Origin of the sequence: Xylanimonas oleitrophica, assembly GCF_003244315.1 — a bacterium.
Taxonomy (GTDB): domain Bacteria; phylum Actinomycetota; class Actinomycetes; order Actinomycetales; family Cellulomonadaceae; genus Xylanimonas_A; species Xylanimonas_A oleitrophica.
In genome coordinates this window covers 80,834-100,641 of sequence record NZ_QKWH01000012.1, presented here as the reverse complement: position 1 = coordinate 100,641, position 19,808 = coordinate 80,834, and the positions used below count along the sequence as shown (strand labels likewise).

The window sequence follows — 19,808 nt, the reverse complement described above, 5'->3', positions numbered from 1 at the left end:
GTTCCTCCCGGGTTCAGTGCCGGCTCGAGGGCCGGCCGGCCGGCGCGTCGTCGACGAGCTCGGTCAGCAGGGCGGTCCAGCGGTCCAGGAACCGTCCCAGCGGGTAGTGGGTGAGGGCGTGCTCGCGCGCCGCCTTGCCGTGGGCGGCGGCCTCCTCGGGCTCGTCGACCCAGCGGCGGGCTGCGGCCACCAGCACCTCGGGGTCGGCGGAGAGCACCCCGGCCTCGGGCGGCACGGCCACGGGGGCCTCGGTGACCGGCAGGGCCAGCACGGGCAGCCCGATCGCCATCGCCTCCAGCAGGGACAGGCCCAGGCTGGTCCAGCGGTAGGGGTGCAGGTAGGCGCGGGCGCCGGCCAGCGCGTCGTGCAGCTCGTGCTGCGGGAGGTCGTGCAGGCGGGCTGCCGAGGCGGCGGCGACGGGCGAGCCGGACTCCAGGTGCGGGGCGAGCAGGTCGGTGCCCATGCCGTACACCTCGAGCGGCACGTCCTGCGCGACTCGCAGCAGCACGTCGGTGCCCGCCACCCGCCACCGGCGCACGGGCTCGTTCACGGCGGCGGCCACGTGGGGGCGTTCGCCGGTCCAGCGGTGGCCGGGGTCGGGGATGCCGTGGTCGACCACGAGGGTGCGGGCGTCGCCGCAGTCCCACATGAGCCGGTTGAACGCGGTCACGTGCACCACGGGCACGGTGCCGTCGGCGACGGTGTCGAGGTCGGCCAGAGGGTGGCGGCTGCGGGCGGCGTGGCCGGTGGGGGCGTTGTGCTCGACGTAGACCGCGGGCACGTCGCGCCCCGGCCGCCTCCCGGTCCACTCCTGCAGCAGCCGTACGTCGTCGGGCCGCTGGAGCAGCACGACGTCGACGGCGCCGTCGTCGAGCGCGGCCCGGACCTCGGTGGGGGACAGCTCGCGCACCGACGCGGGCCAGTCCCACGTCTGCGCCCGGCCGCGTCCCTCGGGGCCTCGCCCGGGGACCACGGGGACGAGGTACTCGTGCTGGCCCTGGACGAACGCCGTCGTCCAGGAGCCGTGCACGTGCCACAGCAGGACCCGCATCGGCGCGCTCATGCGGCCACCCCCGTGGCGGCGGGGCCGGCGAGGAGGTCGACGGCGGCCACCACGTCCTGCGGCGTCACCGAGGCCAGGCACGGGTGGCCGTCCACAGGGCACTCGCGGGCACGGCTGGCCCGGCACGGCGCGTCCTGGTCGCCCAGCAGCACGCGAGGCACCCCGTACGGGGCCCAGCGGGTGGCCGGCACCACGGGGGCGAAGAGGCTCACCACGGGGGTGCGCACGGCCGCTGCGAGGTGGGCCGGGCCGGTGTTGCCGACGACGACGCAGTCCGCGCCCTCGAGCACCGTGGCCAGAACCTCCAGGCTCGTGCGGCCCGCGAGGTCCACCGCACCCGGCGCGCCCCCGGCCACGTGCGCCGCCAGCTCTCGCTCACCAGGCCCGCCCGTCACGACGACGGCACGGCCTGCGGCGGTCAGCGCGGCCACGTACCGCCGGGCGTCGTCCGGTCGCGGGGCGCGCGCGGGCACCGAGGCGCCCGGGTGCACGACGACGTAGCGCTCGGGCAGGTCGGCGGGCGCGGCGGGCAGCGGGCGGCGCACCGCCAGACGCCCGTCGTCGCCGTCGGGCAGCCGTGCGCCGGCCGCCCGGACGAGGTCGAGCATCGCCTCCGCCTCGTGCAGGTCACCGCCGCCGGGCCGCTCCGGGCGGCGGTGGCGCACGTCGAGCAGGCTGCCCGGGTAGTCCTCGCTGGTCGCGCTCACCCGCGGCACGCCGGCGAGCCGCAGCAGGAGCGCCATCGGGAGCGGCGACTGGTGGAACGAGGTGAGCACCACCGCCTCGTCGTAGCGGCGCTCGCGGAGCGTGCGCACGAGCGCCTCGACGGCGCCGGTGTCCACGGGCGGGGGAGCGAACCCGCTCCAGGGGGCGTCGAACGTCAGCACGTCCTGCACGCCGGGCAGCATCCGGGCGGCCTGGGCCCCGGCCGTGGAGGCGAGCACGTCGACCAGGCCGTGCGTGGCCGCCAGGGCCCGCACCGCCGGCCCGCTCAGCAGCACGTCGCCGTCGTTGTCGAGGCGTACCGCCAGCACGCGCGCGCTCACAGCAGCCTCACCGCCTCCTCGAGCGAGACCGCGACGAGAGGGGCGGCAGCCACCTCCTCCGGCCGCGTCTCGGGCGTCGGCACCAGCACGGTGCGGGCGCCCGCCGCGAGGGCGGCTCCGACGTCGGCCCCGATGTCGCCCACCACCGCGCACTCCGCGGGGGCGACGCCGAGCGCCGCGGCGGCGCGCAGCACCATGCCCGGCTCCGGCTTGCGGCACCCGCAGGCGTCCTCCGGCACGTGGGGGCAGCGCTGCCACGTGCCGAACGGTCCCAGCAGAGACTCGACGCGTGCCTGGACGGCGTCGACCTGGGCGGGCGTCAGGAGACCCCGGCCGATGCCCGACTGGTTGGAGACGACACCGAGACGCAGGCCCCGTGCCCGCGCCGCGTCGAGCGCCCGGCGCGCGCCGTCGAACGGCACGACCAGGGCCGGGTCGCCGTTGTAGGGGACGTCGTGCACCAGGGTGCCGTCCCGGTCGAGCAGCAGGGCCCGCACGGGCACCGGCCACGGGGCAGGGGCCACGCCGCCCAGCGCCCGTCGGTGCTGCCAGGCGCCGCGGGCGCGGTGGGCGACGGCGGCGAACGGGATCGCGACGCTGGTCACCGCCATCCGGCGCAGCTCCGCGGCGAACCCCTCCTCTCCCGGGCGCGGACCAGGCAGCACGCGGCGGCGCAGGAAGTCGGCGGTGAGCGCGGCCCAGACGCCGGCCGCGAGGGCCGCGGGGCGCGGGCGGTGTGCGGCGGCGAGCCCGGCGGCGGCCCCCGCCGCGGCGACAGTGGCGGTGTGCCACGGCAGCCGCCCGCGCCCGACCTCGGCGTCCTGGCGCCAGCGCGGCCCGTGGAGGGCGCGCATGAGGGCGTCGTCCCGGTTGCCGCGCTGCACGCGCAGCGACACGTGGTCGTCGGCCGGGCGCACCGGGTGCGTGACGGTGCGGCTGCCGCGGCGCAGCGTGCCGCCCGCCTGCCGGACCCGCAGCGCCAGGTCGGCGTCCTCCCGGTAGGCCCGGGGGAACCGCTCGTCGAACCCCGCCACGCGCCGCAGGACGTCGAGCCGGTACGCCATGTCGGCGGTGGCCCACGCCGCGCGCTCCAGCCCGGCGGTGCTGCGCTCCCAGTCCGTGGGGCGCCGGTGGGCCGGCAGCGGCACCACGATCCGTGCCTGCACGGCAGCGACGTCGTCGACGTCCGCCTTGGCCAGGTCCTCGGCGAGCCGCCCGGCCCAGCCCGGCGGCAGCACGACGTCGTCGTCCAGGAAGGCGACCCACCGCGGAGGGGAGGCGGTGGCGGCCGCCGTGCGCCAGCCCGCGTTGCGGGCGGCGGCAGGCCCCCGCCCCCCGGAGCGGACCACGTGCAGCGGCAGGCCGTGCTCCGCGGGCAGGGGCAGCGGCCCCGGGCGTGCGGGGCTGCCGTCCGCCGCCGAGCCCAGCGGGCGGTCGTCCACCACGACGACCGCGGCAGGCGCAGCGACCTCCGGGCACCGCTGCAGCGTCGCCGCCAGGGAGTCGAGCATCGCCCGCAGCTGCGGGCGGCCCACCGTGGGGACGACGACGGACCAGCCCAGGACGTCGGAGGAGACCGCCGTCATGCGCCCACCCCGAACAGGTCGCCGCGGCGCACCAGGTGCGGGCCCATCACCAGCAGGTCCACCGGGGCGGAGCCGAACAGCTCGAGGGCGTCGCGCGGATCGTCCACCATCGGCCGCCCCGCGGTGTTGAGGCTCGTGTTGACCACCACCGGCAGGCCCGTGCGCTCCTTGAAGGCGCTGATGGTGGCGTGCAGCCGCGGCTGGTCCGTGCTCACCGTCTGGATGCGGGCCGTGCCGTCCACGTGCACCACGGCCGGGATGCGCTCGCGCCACGCCGGGGCGACCTCGTGGACGAACAGCATGTACGGGCTCGGGACCGGGCCGCCCGAGAAGATCTCCGCGGCGTCCTCCAGCAGCACCATCGGGGCGACGGGGCGGAACTGCTCCCGACCCTTGACGTCGTTGAGGCGCCGCACGTTGTGGGCGTGCCCCGGGTTCGCGAGCAGCGAGCGCTGACCCAGCGCACGCGGGCCGAACTCGGACCTGCCCTGGAACCAGGCCACGACGCCGTCGGCCGCCAGGACGTCGGCGACCTGCGCGGGCAGGTCGTCAGGCGTGGTGAACGGCACGCGTGCCGCCCGCAACCACTCGGCCAGCTCGTCGTCCGGCCACTCGCGGCCCAGCGCCGCCGAGCCCATCGGCTCCACCGTGACGCCCGCCTCGGCCGTCAGCTGCAGGGCCGCGCCCAGCGCCGTGCCCGAGTCGCCCGCGGCAGGCTGCACCCACACGTGCTCGAACGGCGTCTCGCGCCACACCCGGGAGTTGGCCACGCAGTTGAGCGCCGTGCCGCCCGCCAGCGTCAGTGCCGTGTCCCCCGTGCGTCCGTGCAGCCACGTCGCGAGGTCGACCAGCACCTCCTCCAGCCGTGCCTGGACCGACGCCGCCAGGTCCGCGTGCGCGGGAGGCAGCCCGCCGTGCGCGTCGTCCGGGGCCAGGCTGGCAGCGGTCGCCGGGTCCTGCAACGAGCCCGGTGACGCCGGCGGGGCCCACCGCGACCAGTCCGGAGCCTCGGCCACGAACCCGCCCTCGGGGGTGGCGTAGAAGACGTCCCGCAGGTCCTCCAGGAACCGCGGCTCCCCGTACGAGGCCAGTGCCATCACCTTGTACTCGTCGCTCGAGCGCAGGAACCCGAGGTGCTCGGTGAGCGACTCGTAGAGCAGCCCCAAGGAGTGCGGCAGCTCCTGGCTGGCCAGCACCTCCAGCCGCCCCTCGTGGTAGCGGCCCGACAGGTGCGAGGAGCGCTCGCCGCGCCCGTCCAGCGACATCACGCTGCACGTGGGGAACGGGGAGGCCAGGGCGGCCGACGCGGCGTGCGCCACCTCGTGCGGCACGAACCGCACCGCCGCCGGGTTCAGGCCGGGCAGCGCCGCCGCGAGGAACTGCGGGGCACGCTCCGCGTACTGCCGCCGCAACCAGTCCCACGGGTCCGGCAGGCCCATCTCCTCGGCGGGCTTCGCCAGCCCCGGGTCGAACGAGTACGCCACCGCGTCCAGGTCGCCGGGTTCCAGCCCGGCCGCCTCCAGGCACCACCGCATCGCCTGCTCCGGCAGCTCCCACGCCGCGAACGGCACCGGCCGCTTGCCGTGCTTGCGCCGGGAGAACCGCTCCTCCTCCGCGGCCGCCACGATCTGACCGTCCACCACCAGGGCAGCGGCCGGGTCGTGGAACAGCGCGTTGACACCGAGGACTCGCATCGCGGGCGACCTCCACGTGGGTTCGGGACCGGCCCGCACCGGCCGGTGCCTCGACGGTGCGCAGGCTTTCGGTCGCTCGCACTTCGAACCGCTTCTCCCGGTGAGGGGCACCGCGAGGGGTGCCACGAGGGGCCTGCGAAGCTGCCGCGAGGGGGGCGCCGAGGGCGCCGCTGCCACCGGGGCGGCCGGCGCACCGCGCTGACCAGCGGTTTCGTCGAAGTCTGAATCCATCGTTCCAGATGACGACCTGTTGAGGACTCTGTAGGGTGATTTTCCAGGTGGTCAGGAAGCGGCCCCGTGAATCTCGGTTCTGGGAGGTAGTCGAATGACTGCAACCACGCTCGCTGCCCCGAAGGCCGCTACGGAGCAGTCCGCCCCCGTCGACGTCGCAGGGCTCGTCCAGGCGCTCGCCGTCGGCACGCCAGTCCTCGTCGGCTCGTACCGGGTCGAGCTCGCGACGGGCAAGTGGTGGTGGTCGGACGAGGTCTACCTCATGCACGGCCGCACGCCGGGCGAGATCGAGCCCAACCTCGACGCTCTGTGCTCGCGCAAGCACCCCGACGACCGCACGCGCCTGGTGCGCACGGCGGCCAGCGCTCTGCGGTCCGGCAAGCCGTTCGCCACCACCCACCGCATCGTCGACGCCACCGGCAAGGCGCGCTCGGTCGTCGTCACCGGCCAGGCCCGCCGGGAGCGGGGACGTGTCACGCACGTCCTCGGCTACATCGTCGACGTCACCGCCGTGCAGCGCGAGGCCCTCGAGCGCGAGTCGCAGCAGGCCGTGGACCGTGCGTTCGTCCACGCCGCCGCCGTCGAGCAGGTCAAGGGCGTGTTCATGATCGTCAAGGGCATCGACGACATCACCGCCTCCCGTGAGCTCGCGGACATCGCCAGCCGTGTGGGCATCCCCGTCCACACCGCCGCAGCCCAGATCATGGGTGCCCTCGCGAAGGCGCAGGGCACCGGCCCCACCGCCGAGGCCACGCTCGAGGCCGCGTGCGCGGCCGTGCACCCGGTGGAGCGCCCGCGCGGCCACGAGGCCCAGCTCACGCGCCGCCGCAGCCGCGCCCGCGGCTGACGGCGCGGCGCCGGGCTGCGACCGAGCGCAGACCGGACGTACCGAGCGCAGGCCGGACGCACGGGAGGGCGGGTCCCCAGCGGGACCCGCCCTCCCGTGCGTCCGGCCCGGCCTGGGTCAGCGCCCGTCAGTGCCGTCAGTGCAGCTGCTTGGAGGCGTACCGCCCGGCGGCACGCAGGGCGCCCTGACGCGCCAGGCGGCGGGCGAGCACCGCGACGGCGCCCGAGACCGCTGCGAACGTCACCGCCTGGACGCCCGAGATCTCGTCGTCGTCCAGGTCGTGCGGGGCGACGTGGCCCGTGCTCTTCTCCCAGACCATGCCCACGAGCCGCTGGGCGGCCCAGCCGGCCGCCAGCGTCAGCACCAGCGTGCCGACCTTGACCGCGAGCGTCTCGTCCCGGTTCGCCACGTGTCTTCCCCTCTCGACGGTGCGTGCCCGACCACCGTATCCCCAGGTCGGCGACGCGCCACCGGTGCGTGGCACGTGCCGCCACGAGGTAGGCTCGAGGCGAACGACAGGGGAGCGCCACGGGGCGCTGAGAGTGCGGGTACCGCAGACCCTCGAACCTGATCCGGTTAGCACCGGTGGAGGAAGTCGGGCTTCTCGATCCTCGCGTGTCGTCCGGTGCGCGGGCCCTCGACGGCCGGTGGGCCGGGTGGCGCGGGGCCCCCTTCTCGACGTCCGAGGAGGACCTATGACCACCATCCGTCCGCGCCGTGCCGCCGCTGCGGCGCTCGCCGTCGGGCTGCTGCCCGCGCTGGCCGCCTGCGGGTCGGGAGCCAGCGGCTCGGGAGCCGAGGGCGAGGCGACACCGTCGAGCACCGTCACCCTCGTGACCCACGACTCGTGGGCCGTGTCGGAGGAGGTGCTGGCGGCGTTCGAGGAGGAGAGCGGCCTGACGGTGCGGCACGTGCCCGCGGGCGACGCGGGCACCCTGGCCAACCAGCTCGTGCTCACCAAGGACTCGCCGCTGGGTGACGTGGTGTTCGGCATCGACAACACCTTCGCCTCCCGCGTGGCGGACGCCGGCGTGCTCGAGCCGTACACGCCCGGCTCCCTCAGCGACTCCGCGGCGCGGTACGGCATCGGCGACGGGGCGCTCACGGCGATCGACTTCGGGGACGTGTGCCTCAACACCGACGTCGCCTGGTTCGAGGAGCGGGGGCTGGACGAGCCCGAGACGCTCGAGGACCTGACGAGGCCGGAGTACCGGGACCTGACGGTGGTGACCAACCCGGCGTCGTCGTCGCCCGGCCTCGCGTTCCTCCTGGCGACCGTCGGCGCGTTCGGGGACTCCGGCTACGACGGTCAGGGCTGGGAGCAGTACTGGGCGGACCTGCGCGACAACGGCCTCAAGGTCGACGACTCGTGGGAGGACGCCTACTACGCCGACTTCTCCGGTTCCGGCGAGGGCGGCCAGCGGCCCGTCGTCCTCTCCTACGCGACGTCGCCGTCGTACACGCTGAACGAGGACGGCTCGGCGTCGACCACCCGTGCCCTGCTCGGGACGTGCTTCCGCCAGGTCGAGTACGCGGGCGTGCTCGCGGGGGCGCAGAACCCCGAGGGGGCGAAGCAGCTCGTGGACTTCCTGGTCTCCGCGCAGTTCCAGGCGGACGTGCCCGAGCAGATGTACATGTACCCGGCCGACGTCGCGGTGCCGCTGCCGGCCGAGTGGGAGCGGTTCGCGCCGCTGGCGCCCGAGCCGTTCGAGGTGGACCCGGCCGACGTGGCCGAGCACCGCGACGAGTGGATCGAGCGGTGGACCCAGACGGTCGTCGGCTGACGGCGCAGGGCCGGGGAGCGGTGGCCTCCGCTCCCCGGTCCGCCGCGCCCCGAGGTGCCGCCGGGCGGTGGGCCGCCCCGCTCGGCTGGGGCCTGGCCGTGGCCGTCCCGCTCGGGTTCCTCGGCCTGTTCTTCGCGTGGCCGGTGGCCGCGCTGGTGGCGCGCGGCTTCGTGTCCGACGTCGGCGCGCCCGACCTGAGCGGGGTGCAGGAGGTGCTGTCGGCGCCGCGCACCTGGCGGCTCGTGGGCCAGACGCTGGGCCAGGCCGTCGCCGGGTCGGTGGGGGCGGTGCTGCTGGGGCTGCCGGGTGCGTACCTGCTCTACCGCACCACGTTCCCGGGCAGGTCCGTGGTGCGCGGCCTGGTGACGGTCCCGTTCGTGCTGCCCACGGTCGTGGTGGGTGTCGCGTTCAAGTCGTTGTTCCAGCCGGGCGGGATGCTGGGGTGGATGCAGCTGGAGGAGACGTTCGCCGCCGTGGTGGTGGCGCTCGTCTTCTTCAACTACTCGGTGGTGGTGCGCACCGTGGGCGGCCTGTGGGAGCGGCTGGACCCGCGTGCCGAGCAGGCTGCCCGGGCGCTGGGCGCCTCGCCGGTGCGGGCGTTCTGCACGGTGACGCTGCCGGCGCTGGCGCCGGCGATCGCGTCCGCCGCGGCGGTGGTGTTCCTGTTCTGCGCGACGGCGTTCGGCGTCGTCATGGTGCTGGGCGGTATCGGCTACGGCACCATCGAGACGGAGATCTACCAGCGCACCACGCAATTCCTGGACCTGCGCAGCGCGTCGGTGCTCTCGGTGCTGCAGCTCCTGGTGATCACGCTGGCGCTGTGGGTGGCGGGGCGGGCCCGGGCACGGCGGGAGCACGCCCTGCACCTGGAGTCCGACCGGACGGCGGCGCACCGGCTGCGGCCGCGCGACCTCGCCGACGGCGCCGCCCTCGCCGTGACGGCGGTGACCGTGGTGGGGCTGCTGGTGCTCCCGCTCGCCGGCCTGGTGGTGCGCTCGTTCCGCACGCCCACGGGCGGCTGGGGCCTGGACAACTACGTGGCCCTGGGCACCACCGGGGGGCGCAACGCCCTGGTGGTCACGGTGTGGGAGGCGCTGGGCACGTCGTTGCGCACCGCTGCGCTGGCCACGGTGATGGCCGTGGTGGTGGGTGGGCTCGTGGCGCTGGTGGTCTCGCGGCGCCCGCGGGCACGTGCGGCCCGCCGGGCGGTGGGCCTGCTCGACGCCGTGGTGATGCTGCCCCTCGGGGTCTCGGCGGTGACCGTGGGCTTCGGGTTCCTCATCACCCTCGACCGGCCGCTGGGCCTCGACGTGGACCTGCGCACCTCGGGCCTGCTGGTGCCGATCGCGCAGGCGGTGGTGGCGGTGCCCCTGGTGGTGCGCACCGTGCTGCCGGTGCTGCGCGCCATCGACCCGCGCCTGCGCGAGGCTGCCGGGGTGCTCGGCGCCTCCCCGGGGCGTGTGCTGCGCGACGTCGACCTCCCGATCGCCCTGCGCTCGCTCGGCCTCGCGGTCGGGTTCGCGTTCGCCGTCTCCCTCGGGGAGTTCGGCGCGACGGCGTTCCTGGCCCGCCCCGACTCGGCCACGCTGCCCGTGGTGATCTACCGGCTGATCGGGCGGCCCGGCGCCGAGAACTACGGCATGGCGCTGGCCGCCTCCGTGGTGCTGGCGCTGCTCACCGCCACCGTCATGATGCTCGCGGAGCGGCTGCGCGGGGACCGCGCCTCCGGTGCCGCCGGAGGGGAGTTCTGATGGGCCTCGAGGTGCGCGACGTCGTCGTGCGGTACGCGGGTGCGACGGCGGACGCCGTGGCCGGCGTCGACCTGGACGTCGCCGACGGCGAGATCCTGGCGCTGCTGGGGCCCAGCGGGTGCGGCAAGTCCTCGCTGCTGCGGGCCGTGGCGGGGCTCGAGCCGCTCGCACGCGGGCAGGTGCGGTACGACGGCGCCGACCTCGCGGGCGTGCCCGTGCACCGCCGCGGGTTCGGGCTGCTCTTCCAGGAGGGTCAGCTCTTCGCCCACCGGGACGTGGGGCGCAACGTCGCCTACGGGCTCGAGACGGCGCGCGTGCCGCGGGCCGAGCGGACGGCCCGCGTGCGCGAGCTCCTCGACGCCGTGGGCCTGGCCGGGTACGAGCGCCGGCCGGTCACCACCCTGTCGGGCGGGGAGCGGCAGCGCGTCGCCCTCGCCCGGGCGCTCGCCCCGCGGCCCCGGCTGCTGCTGCTCGACGAGCCGTTCTCCGCCTTGGACCGCGGCCTGCGCGAGCGCCTGGCGGTCGAGGTCCGCGAGGTGCTGAAGGCCACCGGCACCACCGCCGTCTTCGTCACGCACGACCACGACGAGGCGTTCACCGTGGCGGACCGCGTCGGCGTCATGCAGGCCGGGCGGCTGCTGCAGGTGGCGCCCCCCGAGGAACTGTGGCGCCGTCCGGCCTCCCGCGCCGTGGCCCGGTTCCTGGGGTACCAGGCGTTCGTGCCCCGCGCCGACGGCGGGCTGCTCGCCGTCGGCCCGACGGGGCTGCGCGCGGCCCCCGAGGGCTCCGGCGCGCCCGGAGGGCCGGGGGAGCCAGGCGAGCCGGGTGCGCCGGCCACATGGGCCGAGGTCGTGGGCTCGGCGTTCCGCCGCGGTCGCACGGAGATCACCGTGGAGGCCGACCTGGGCTCAGGTCGGCGACGGCTGGTCGCGCTCGCCGACGGCGTGAGCGCCCCGGCGCCGGGCACCAAGGTGGCGGTGACGCTCGACCCGGCGGGCTGCGCCGTCGTGCCGGACTGACGGTGCGCGCTGCGAGCGGCCGGGACCCTGCCTAGCGTCGTGGCATGAACGACGCTAGGCAGCCGGCCAAGTCCTCGACGTCGGCCAAGATCCTGTACCGGCCGTTCGGCCTCGTGAGCTCGATGGTGGGCGGTCTGGTGGCGGGGGCGGTGTTCCGCCAGGTCTACAAGCGGGTGGTGCCCGGCCACCGCACGCAGGCGCCCAAGCCGCTGGAGTCCGAGTACTCGATGCGCGAGGTCCTCCTGGGCTCGCTGCTCCAGGGCGCCGTCTTCTCGGTGGTCAAGGCCCTCATCGACCGTGGCGGAGCCCGCGTCTTCCAGCGCATGACCGGGGAGTGGCCGGGCAGCTGACCCTCGCGAGGTGTGCTGAGCGTCAGGCTCGGTCGCCCGGCGGCGGCTGCGCCGCACGGAGGAACGCCTGCCGGGCAGCGTGCATGAGCCCGAGCAGCGCCTCGCGGCGGCGGCCCGCCTCGGACGCGTCGGTGCCGCCGCGCTCGGCCCGCTGGTGCAGCATCGCGAGCTCGGTCGCGGCCTGCTGGTAGTCGGACATCGCCCGGGCGGCCCCGCGGCCGCCCGCGGCGCGGGCCCACGTGCGGGCCGCCCGACGGGTGGGCAGGTGGGTGAGCATCCGCAGGTCGGCCTCGGAGACGACGCCGAGCGGGGCGTAGCGCGGCAGGTGCCGGCCGATGAGCGCGACCGTGCGCCTGCGCTCCACGAGCACGACGGACAGCAGGGCGACCAGCACCACGGCCCCCACGAGGTAGGCGAGGGCGAGCGCCCCGAGACCGAACGCCGTCGAGCCGTTCCACAGGCCGTGCAGCGTCATGGCACCGAGCAGGCCCAGCAGCGGCGGGCCGAGCCGCCCGGCCCCCGGGCGGCGCTGGGCGGCGGCCGCGATGCCGATGCCCGTCAACGACGTGCACAGCGGGTGCAGCAGCGGGGTCAGCACGCCCCGCAGCACGAACGTGGTGGACAGCTCGCCCGTCTGGGCGGTGGCCGCGTAGTAGCTGACGTTCTCCACGGTGGCGAAGCCCAGGCCCACCATCGAGGCGTAGATGATGCCGTCGGTGGGGCCGTTGATCTCGTGGCGGCGGAACCACAGCATGCCGAACAGGACGGCGCCCTTGAGGGTCTCCTCGACCACGGGGGCGCCGAACGTGGCGCTGACGAACCGGCCGCCCTCGGGGCCGAACAGCGGCTCGGTGACCAGCGTCATCGTCAGGGTGTTGACGAACATCGCCACCAGCACGGAGATGCCGGCTCCCCACAGGAAGGCCAGGACGAGCGCGTCGGGCGGTTCCGGCTCCAGCCGGTCGAGGGCGAGCACGCCCGCGAGCAGGAGCGGCAGCGGCAGCAGGGCGAGCAGCAGCCCCACCACGAAGGACGGCCCCTCGAGCGACATGAAGCCCAGCGCCACGAGCAGGCACGCCGAGGAGACGGCGATGGTGAGGATGACGCCGATCGGCGGCCGGCCGTGCGTGCGCCCCGCGAGGATCGCCCGCGGGTCCAGAGGGGCCATGCGGTGATGCTACGGCTCAGGCCGGCTCCCCGGACGGTCACGGGTCCCCGTGCCTGCGGTCCTGAGAGGCCAGGACCGCGGGCACGGGGACCCGCGGTGCGCGCCGGAGGCGTCAGACGGCGGCGCTCAGGCGCGCCACCTCGTCGTCCGTCAGCACCAGGTCCGCCGCCTTGGCCGAGTCCTGCACCGACTCCGGCCGCGAGGCGCCCGGGATGGGCACGACGACGGGCGCCAGCGCCAGCTCCCACGCGAGCGTCACCTGGAACGGGGAGACGTCGTGCTGCTCGGCCACGTCCAGGAACGCCTGGAACTCGGCCCCCAGCTCACCCGACCGGGCCAGCGCGATGCCGCCCAGAGGGCTCCACGGCAGGAACGCGATGCCCAGCTCGGCGCACAGCTCGAGCTCGGGCAGGGAGGAGCGGAACCGAGGCGAGAACTGGTTCTGCACCGAGACCAGGCGCCCGCCCAGGATCTCGTCCGCCTCGCGGATCTGGTCCGGGTCGGCGTTGGAGATGCCCGCCATCTGGATGACGCCCTCGTCGAGGAGGTCCCGGATCGCGCCCACCGAGTCGGCGTAGGGCACGGCCGGGTCGGGGCGGTGGAACTGGTAGAGGCCGATGGCGTCCACCCCCAGGCGCCGGGCCGACGCCTTGGCGGCCTCCTTGAGGTAGGCCGGTTCGCCGTTCTGCGTCCACGACCCGTCGCCCGGGCGCAGGTGCCCGCCCTTGGTGGCCACCAGCACGTCGTCCGTGGACGGGCCGTAGGTGCGCAGCGCCTTGGCGATGAGCTCCTCGTTGTGGCCCACCTCGTCCGCGTCGCGGTGGTAGGAGTCGGCGGTGTCGATGAACGTGACGCCGGCGTCGAGCGCGGCGTGGATCGTCGCGATCGAGCGGGCCTCGTCGGGGCGGCCCTCGATCGACATGGGCATGCCGCCGAGGCCGATCGCGCTGACCTGACGGCCTCCGATGGTGCGGTATTGCATGGGCGTCTCCTTCGTGGAGGGGACGGTCAGCCGCGGCGCAGCGACCGGTACCGCGAGACGAGCGAGCGGGTCGACGGGTCCTGCGCGGCCAGCGCGTCGGCGTCGCCCGAGACGGCCGGGGCGATCTCCAGCGCGAGCTTCTTGCCGAGCTCCACGCCCCACTGGTCGAACGAGTCGATGCCCCACACCACGCCCTGGGTGAAGGTGACGTGCTCGTAGAGGGCCACGAGCTGGCCCACCACGGACGGGGTCAGCGCCGGGGCCAGGATCGACGTCGTCGGGCGGTTCCCGCTGAACACGCGCGCCGGGACGATCTCCTCGGCGGTGCCCTCGGCACGGACCTCCTCAGCCGTCTTGCCGAAGGCCAGCGCCTTGGTCTGGGCGAAGAAGTTCGCCAGGAACAGCTCGTGCACGTCCGAGCCGGGCTGGACGGCCCCACCGTCGCCCACGGCGTCGACCAGCGGGTAGGCCGGGTTGGCCACCGCGATGAAGTCGGCCGGGACGAGCCGCGTGCCCTGGTGGATGAGCTGGTAGAACGCGTGCTGCCCGTTGGTGCCGGGCTCGCCCCAGAACACCTCGCCCGTCTGGGTGGTGACGGGCGTGCCGTCCCAGCGCACCGACTTGCCGTTGGACTCCATGGTGAGCTGCTGCAGGTACGCGGCGAAGCGGTGCAGCTGCTGGGCGTACGGCAGCACGGCGTGGGTCTGGGCACCCAGGAAGTTGGTGTACCAGACGTTGAGCAGGCCCATGAGAGCGGGCACGTTGCGCTCGAACGGCGTGGTGCGGAAGTGCTCGTCCACCGCGCGGAAGCCGGCCAGCAGCTCACGGAACCGGTCGGGGCCGATCGCGACGGCCACCGACGTGCCGATGGCGGAGTCCACCGAGTAGCGGCCGCCCACCCAGTCCCAGAACCCGAACGCGTTGGCGGGGTCGATGCCGAACGCCGCCACCTTGTCGAGCGCGGTGGACACGGCGACGAAGTGCTGCCCGACGGCGCCGCGGCGGGCCTCCTCGGTGTCCTTGATCGCACCGCGCGCCACCAGCGCGTTGAGCAGCCAGGCGCGTGCGAGGCGGGCGTTGGTCAGCGTCTCCAGCGTGCCGAACGTCTTGGACGCGACGATGAACAGCGTGGTCTCGGGGTCGAGGTCGGCCGTCTTCTGCGCGACGTCGGTGGGGTCGATGTTGGAGACGAACCGGACCGACAGCCCGTCCTGCCGGTAGGGGGCCAGCGCCTCGTAGACCATGACCGGCCCGAGGTCCGAGCCGCCGATGCCGATGTTCACCACCGTCTCGACACGCTTGCCCGTCACACCGGTCCACTCGCCCGAGCGCACCTTGTCGGCGAACGCGCTCATCTTGTCGAGCTCGGCCGCGACGTCGGCGTCGACGTCCTGCCCGTCCACCACGAGCGGCGGCTGCGTGCCGGGGGCGCGGCGCAGCGCCGTGTGCAGCACCGCGCGGTCCTCGGTGACGTTGATCCGCTCGCCGGTGAACATCGCCTCGATGCGCTCGGGCAGGTTCACCTCGTGGGCGAGGCGGACCAGGAGCGCGAGCGTCTCGTCGGTGACGAGGTTCTTGGACAGGTCCACGAACAGGTCGCCAGCCTCGAACGACAGGCGCTCGGCACGGTCCGGGTCGTTGTCGAACCAGCCGCGCAGGTCGCCGCGGAATCCCTGGTAGTGGGTGGTGAGATCGGCCCAGGCGCTGGTGGTGGTCGGGTCGACGGGTGCAGGCGTCGTCATGGGTCCCACCGTAGTGAGGTCGGACCCTCCGTGCCGCGTGACGGTGGTCCCGAGCCCGGGGGTCCGACGGCGGTGGGCCGGGACGCCGCGCGCCGCCCGCGGGGCCGCGGCGGTCGCTAGGTTCTGTGCATGACGAACGAGCCCGCCGTGCCAGCGCCAGACACCGCCACCGGGTCCCAGGCCGTGCGCCACGTCCCGAGCGAGGTCGCGCTGGAGATCGCGGTGCAGGACGTCGCGGGTGCCGGCGTCGCCGCGCAGGGCGGCGCCACGAGGGTCGAGCTGTGCGCCGCCCTGGGAGCCACGGGCGGCCTGACGCCGTCGGCGGGCACGGTCGCCGCCGTCGTGGACGCGCTGGCGGGCACCGGGGTCGGCGTGCACGTGCTGGTGCGCCCGCGCCCCGGTGGTTTCGTCTATGCGCCCGAGGAGCTCGCCGTCCAGGTGCGTGACGTGCGCGCGGTGCTCGACGCCGGCGCCGACGGCGTCGTCGTCGGCGCCCTCACCGACGCGGGTCGGGTGCACGCGGCGGCGCTCGCGGCTCTCGTGGACGCGGCGGGCGGTGCCGAGGTCACGTTCCACCGGGCGTTCGACGTCGTCGCGGACCGTGCGGCTGCCGCCCGCGCCCTGGCTGCGGCAGGGGTGCGCCGGGTGCTCACGTCGGGCGGCGCGGTACGGGCCGGAGCGGGCGTGGACGCCCTCGCGGCGCTGGCCGGCCTCGGTCGAGGGCTGGGGCTGCAGGTCATGGCGGGCGGGGGAGTGCGGCCCGACGACGTCGCTGCCCTGGTCGCGGCCGGCGTCGACGCGGTGCACCTGTCGGCCCGCCGGTCGGTGGCGGACGACGGCGGGCCCGGGGGTGGGGCGGACGGCGGGTACGACGTCACCGACCCCGGGGTCGTGGCGGCCGCGCGCACGGCTCTGGACGCGGCTCTCGTGCGCCGGTGACGCCGCCCCGCCGGACCGGTCAGGCGGGCGGGGGTGCGGTGGTCTCGCGGACGATCAGGCGGGCGGGCATGTGGACGTGCTCCTCGGTGCCTGCGCCGTCGAGCATGGCGAGCAGCATCTGTGCGGCGCGGGCGCCCATCTGCCGCAGGGGCTGGGCGACGGTGGTCAGCCTCCGGGTCCCTGAGGAGGCTTCGGGGATGTCGTCGAACCCGACGACGGACAGGTCCTGCGGCACCCGCAGCCCCAGCTCGTGGGCCACCTCGATCACCCGCAGCGCGGACAGGTCGTTGGCGGCGAAGACGGCGGTGGGGCGGTCGTGGCGCGACAGCAGCTCGCGGGCGGGCTCGGTGGTGTCCGCAGCCCGGTAGCCGCCGTCGCGGACCAGCGCGGGCTCGAGCCCGATACCCGCCTCGGCCAGGGACTCGCGGTAGCCCTGCTCGCGCAACCGCGCCGACTCCAGGTCGTTGCGACCACGGACGTGGGCGATCCGCCGGTGGCCGAGCTCGACCAGGTGGCGGGTGGCGGCCCGGGCGCCGCCCACGTTGTCGGAGTCGATCGTCGACGGGCCGGCGGGACCGGTGTGCGGGTCGATGGCGACGACGGGGATGCTCGTCGTCGGGAACAGCACCGTCGGGGTCACGATCACGGCCCCGTCGATCAGCGTTCCCGCCAGGCGGGACAGCGACCGCCGCTCCCAGCCCACCCGGTTGCTGTCCGTGACGCCGCCGGAGTAGGCGAGCAGCTCGTAGCCGGTGCCGCCCACCGCGCCAGAGATGCCCTTGAGCAGCTCGGTCGAGAACGGCTCGAACTCGGCCACGAGGATGCCGATGACGTTCGTCTTGCGCCGCCGCAACGAGCTGGCCACCAGCGAGGTCTCGTAACCAAGACGGGAGACGACCTCCAGGACGCGCTCGGCGGTGGCGGCGGCGACGCCGTGACGGCCGTTGACCACCTTCGAGACGGTCGCCACCGAGACGCCCGCAGCACGGGCCACGTCGGAGATGGTCACGCGGCCGACGGGCTCGGAGGCGAGGTCGGCAGGGTGGGCGTCGGTGCTCACGGACGCACCGTAACCCCGGGCGGCACTTGCTGACATCCCGGGCCTATCGGGTGACGAAATCGTTATCGACATCGATTGACACCCTGCCTCGTGCCCTGCCAGGCTCGCTGGTGACAGATCCTGTCGACCCGTCGATGACGACCAAGGGGTTCCACGATGACGAGGAAGATTCGGGGCGCGGCCATCGTCGCGCTCGGCGCGAGCATCGCGCTCCTGGCCTCCGGCTGTGCCGGCCAGGGCGGTTCCAGCAGCAGCTCCGGCTCCAACGGTGGGGACGAGAACACCATCACCTGGTGGCACAACTCGAACACCGGTGAGGGCAAGGAGTTCTACGACAAGGTGGCCGCCGACTTCGAGGCCGCCAACCCCGGTGTGACCGTGCAGGTCAGCGCCATGCAGCACGAGGACATGCTGACCAAGCTCGACGCCGCCTTCCAGGCCGGCGACGCCCCCGACGTCTTCATGGAGCGTGGTGGCGGCGAGCTCGCGGACCACGTCGAGGCGGGCCTCCTCAAGGACCTGTCGGACTCCGCTGCGGACACGATCAGCACCATCGAGCCGTACATGGCCGGCTTCCAGGTCGAGGGCCGCTCGTACGCCCTGCCGTACTCCATCGGCGTCGTCGGGTTCTGGTACAACAAGGCGCTCTTCCAGCAGGCCGGCATCACGCAGACGCCCACCACGATGGACGAGCTCTACGCCGTGATCGACCAGCTCAAGGCCGCGGGCATCACGCCGGTCTCCGTGGGCGCCGGGGACAAGTGGCCGGCCGCGCACTACTGGTACTACAACGTCATCCGCGAGTGCTCGCAGGAGACGCTGGAGTCGGCCATCGCCAACGTCGACTACTCCGACCCGTGCTTCGTCAAGGCGGGCCAGAACCTCGAGGGTCTCATCGCCAAGGAGCCGTTCAACGCGGGCTTCCTCACCACGCAGGCCCAGGCCGGCCCGACGTCGGCCTCCGGTCTGCTCGCCACGCGCAAGGTGGCCATGGAGCTCGCCGGCCACTGGGAGCCCGGCGTCATGCAGGGCCTGACCGAGGACGAGCGCGGCCTGGGCGAGGACACCGGCTGGTTCCCGTACCCCTCGTTCGAGGGCCAGCAGGGCGACCCCGAGGCGCAGATGGGTGGCGGTGACGCCTGGGCCGTGTCGCAGGACGCGCCGGACATCGCCGTCGAGTTCGCCCAGTACCTGCTCTCGGACGAGGTGCAGCGCCGCTTCGCCGAGCTCGACATGGGCCTGCCGACCAACCCGACCGCCTCGCAGTACGTGTCGGACCCGGCGCTCGCCGAGCTGCTCGACGTGCGTGACAACGCCCCGTCGATCCAGCTCTACCTCGACACCCTGTTCGGCACCTCCGTCGGTGGTGCGATGAACGACGAGATCGCCCTCCTGTTCGCCGGCCAGGCGAGCCCCGAGGACGTCGTGAACGCGGTCCAGTCCGCGGCTGACGCGGAGCAGTGATCGACGTGGCAGACGACGTGACCGCTCCTGCGGCCGCCTCGCCTGCGACGTCCACCGCCGTGGCAGAGCCCGTCGCCCGCGCCTCTCAGGCGCGGCCGGCGGGCTCGGCCCCGGGAGGACGCCGCAAGACCGGTGCCGCTGCCTGGCGCAAGCGTGCGGAGATCGCGTTCTTCGTGGCGCCCGCCCTCGTGCTGATGTTCCTGTTCGTGATCCTGCCCATCCTCACCGCCGTGCAGATGTCGGTGTACCGGTGGAAGGGATTCGGGCCGATGGTCGACTTCGTCGGCCTGCGCAACTACGTGTCGGTGCTGAACAACAACGTCTTCACCGACGCGCTCACGCACAACCTGATCATCGTGGTCGGGTCGATCCTGCTCCAGCTGCCGCTCGGCCTGGCGATCGCCCTGCTGCTCAACCGCAAGATGTGGGGCCAGGGCCTCCTGCGCACCATCATCTTCGTCCCGTACGTGCTCGCCGAGGTCATCGCGGGTGTCGTCTGGTTCCAGCTCCTGCAGCCGCAGTACGGCGTGATCGACACGATCCTCGCCTCCCTCGGCATCCAGGGTCCGCCGCAGGGCTTCCTGGGCACCCCGGACCTGGCGCTGTGGACCGTGCTCGTCGTGCTCACCTGGAAGTACCTCGGCCTGGCCGTGATCCTCTTCCTGGCCGGCCTGCAGGGCGTCTCGGAGGACCTCTACGAGGCCGCCGCCCTCGACGGCGCCTCCTGGTGGCAGGTGCAGCGCAAGATCACGATCCCGCTGCTCGGCCCCACGATGCGCACCTGGGGCTTCCTGTCGATGATCGGCTCGCTCCAGCTCTTCGACATGGTGTGGATCCTCACCGGCGGCGGCCCCGCCAACGCCACCACCACCATGGCGACGTTCCTCGTCAACGAGGGCACCAGGCGCCAGAACTTCGGCATCGCCGGCGCCGCGTCGGTGATCCTGTTCGTCGTCGCGCTCGTGCTCGCCCTCGCGTACCAGTACTTCATCCTGCGTCGTGACACCCAGCCGGACGACGGCCGTGGCGCGCGCAAGAAGCGGAAGGGGGCCGACGCGTGAGCACCGCAACCGCATCGCCCG

General features: G+C 74.5%; 17 protein-coding genes and 1 riboswitch. Of the genes, 8 read left to right on the top strand and 9 right to left on the bottom strand.

The genetic code is table 11. The features are described 5' to 3' along the window. Positions 1–13: 13 nt before the first annotated feature. Genes DNL40_RS13350 through DNL40_RS13335 form a run of 4 tightly spaced genes read right to left on the bottom strand, consistent with a single transcriptional unit; the run spans position 14 to position 5,389 of the window. Positions 14–1,063, bottom strand: coding sequence for a glycosyltransferase (locus tag DNL40_RS13350; RefSeq protein WP_245885921.1), 1,050 nt, complete (start codon positions 1,061–1,063; stop codon positions 14–16). Beyond that, complete coding sequence (locus tag DNL40_RS13345; protein ID WP_218926071.1) at positions 1,060–2,109, bottom strand: glycosyltransferase family 9 protein; 1,050 nt, start codon at positions 2,107–2,109, stop codon at positions 1,060–1,062. The genes DNL40_RS13350 and DNL40_RS13345 overlap by 4 nt, the downstream gene beginning before the upstream one ends. Continuing rightward, positions 2,106–3,695 (bottom strand): HAD-IIIA family hydrolase, encoded by a 1,590-nt coding sequence (locus tag DNL40_RS13340; RefSeq protein WP_111251741.1) that lies wholly within the window; start codon positions 3,693–3,695, stop codon positions 2,106–2,108. Before DNL40_RS13340 ends, DNL40_RS13345 begins: the two co-directional genes overlap by 4 nt. Further along, positions 3,692–5,389, bottom strand: a complete 1,698-nt coding sequence (locus tag DNL40_RS13335) for a carbamoyltransferase family protein (RefSeq protein ID WP_111251740.1) — start codon at positions 5,387–5,389, stop codon at positions 3,692–3,694. The genes DNL40_RS13340 and DNL40_RS13335 overlap by 4 nt, the downstream gene beginning before the upstream one ends. A 325-nt stretch (positions 5,390–5,714) precedes the next feature. Between DNL40_RS13335 and DNL40_RS13330 the strand changes: the two genes are divergently transcribed. Next, entirely contained in the window at positions 5,715–6,467 is a 753-nt protein-coding gene (locus DNL40_RS13330; protein ID WP_111251739.1) for a PAS domain-containing protein, read from the top strand. Between the two features lie 136 nt (positions 6,468–6,603). On the opposite strand, the gene DNL40_RS13325 is transcribed toward DNL40_RS13330, so the two are convergent. After that, positions 6,604–6,876 carry a DUF4235 domain-containing protein gene (locus tag DNL40_RS13325; protein WP_111251738.1) on the bottom strand — a complete coding sequence of 91 codons (273 nt, stop codon included), beginning with the start codon at positions 6,874–6,876 and terminating at the stop codon, positions 6,604–6,606. A 98-nt stretch (positions 6,877–6,974) separates the two neighbouring features. Further along, a riboswitch (TPP riboswitch) is annotated at positions 6,975–7,078 on the top strand. 84 nt (positions 7,079–7,162) lie between these two features. On the opposite strand from DNL40_RS13325, the gene DNL40_RS13320 reads away from it, so the two are divergent. The 4 genes from DNL40_RS13320 to DNL40_RS13305 are packed head-to-tail and all read left to right on the top strand — an operon-like array spanning position 7,163 to position 11,371. Next, on the top strand, positions 7,163–8,251 hold the full coding sequence (locus DNL40_RS13320) for a thiamine ABC transporter substrate-binding protein (RefSeq protein ID WP_111251737.1): 1,089 nt from the start codon (positions 7,163–7,165) through the stop codon (positions 8,249–8,251). 20 nt (positions 8,252–8,271) lie between these two features. Next, on the top strand, positions 8,272–10,002 hold the full coding sequence (locus DNL40_RS13315) for an ABC transporter permease (RefSeq protein ID WP_111251769.1): 1,731 nt from the start codon (positions 8,272–8,274) through the stop codon (positions 10,000–10,002). Next, on the top strand, positions 10,002–11,021 hold the full coding sequence (locus DNL40_RS13310; RefSeq protein ID WP_111251736.1) for an ABC transporter ATP-binding protein: 1,020 nt from the start codon (positions 10,002–10,004) through the stop codon (positions 11,019–11,021). Before DNL40_RS13315 ends, DNL40_RS13310 begins: the two co-directional genes overlap by 1 nt. Positions 11,022–11,065: 44 nt before the next feature. Continuing rightward, a complete protein-coding gene (locus tag DNL40_RS13305) occupies positions 11,066–11,371 on the top strand; it encodes a DUF4235 domain-containing protein (protein WP_111251735.1) in 306 nt (101 codons plus the stop codon). Positions 11,372–11,393: 22 nt separating this feature from the next. On the opposite strand, the gene DNL40_RS13300 is transcribed toward DNL40_RS13305, so the two are convergent. The 3 genes from DNL40_RS13300 to pgi form a co-directional block, all read right to left on the bottom strand. Continuing rightward, positions 11,394–12,539, bottom strand: a complete 1,146-nt coding sequence (locus DNL40_RS13300; RefSeq protein WP_111251734.1) for a PrsW family intramembrane metalloprotease — start codon at positions 12,537–12,539, stop codon at positions 11,394–11,396. Positions 12,540–12,651: 112 nt separating this feature from the next. Continuing rightward, positions 12,652–13,521, bottom strand: a complete 870-nt coding sequence (locus tag DNL40_RS13295; RefSeq protein ID WP_111251733.1) for an aldo/keto reductase — start codon at positions 13,519–13,521, stop codon at positions 12,652–12,654. Positions 13,522–13,547: 26 nt separating this feature from the next. Beyond that, positions 13,548–15,263 carry a glucose-6-phosphate isomerase gene (pgi, locus tag DNL40_RS13290; RefSeq protein ID WP_111251732.1) on the bottom strand — a complete coding sequence of 572 codons (1,716 nt, stop codon included), beginning with the start codon at positions 15,261–15,263 and terminating at the stop codon, positions 13,548–13,550. Positions 15,264–15,392: 129 nt separating this feature from the next. Here pgi and DNL40_RS13285 point away from each other — a divergent pair, with 129 nt between their 5' ends. Continuing rightward, positions 15,393–16,202, top strand: coding sequence for a copper homeostasis protein CutC (locus DNL40_RS13285; protein WP_111251731.1), 810 nt, complete (start codon positions 15,393–15,395; stop codon positions 16,200–16,202). 19 nt (positions 16,203–16,221) lie between these two features. Here DNL40_RS13285 and DNL40_RS13280 read toward each other — a convergent pair whose 3' ends face one another. After that, the gene (locus DNL40_RS13280; RefSeq protein ID WP_425450784.1) at positions 16,222–17,211 is read right to left on the bottom strand and encodes a LacI family DNA-binding transcriptional regulator; all 990 of its coding nucleotides are present in this window, start codon (positions 17,209–17,211) and stop codon (positions 16,222–16,224) included. A 207-nt stretch (positions 17,212–17,418) separates the two neighbouring features. On the opposite strand from DNL40_RS13280, the gene DNL40_RS13275 reads away from it, so the two are divergent. Together DNL40_RS13275 and DNL40_RS13270 are read left to right on the top strand one after the other, a co-directional pair. Next, a complete protein-coding gene (locus DNL40_RS13275) occupies positions 17,419–18,726 on the top strand; it encodes an extracellular solute-binding protein (protein ID WP_111251729.1) in 1,308 nt (435 codons plus the stop codon). Between the two features lie 5 nt (positions 18,727–18,731). Continuing rightward, on the top strand, positions 18,732–19,787 hold the full coding sequence (locus tag DNL40_RS13270; RefSeq protein WP_111251768.1) for a carbohydrate ABC transporter permease: 1,056 nt from the start codon (positions 18,732–18,734) through the stop codon (positions 19,785–19,787). Positions 19,788–19,808: the final 21 nt, after the last annotated feature.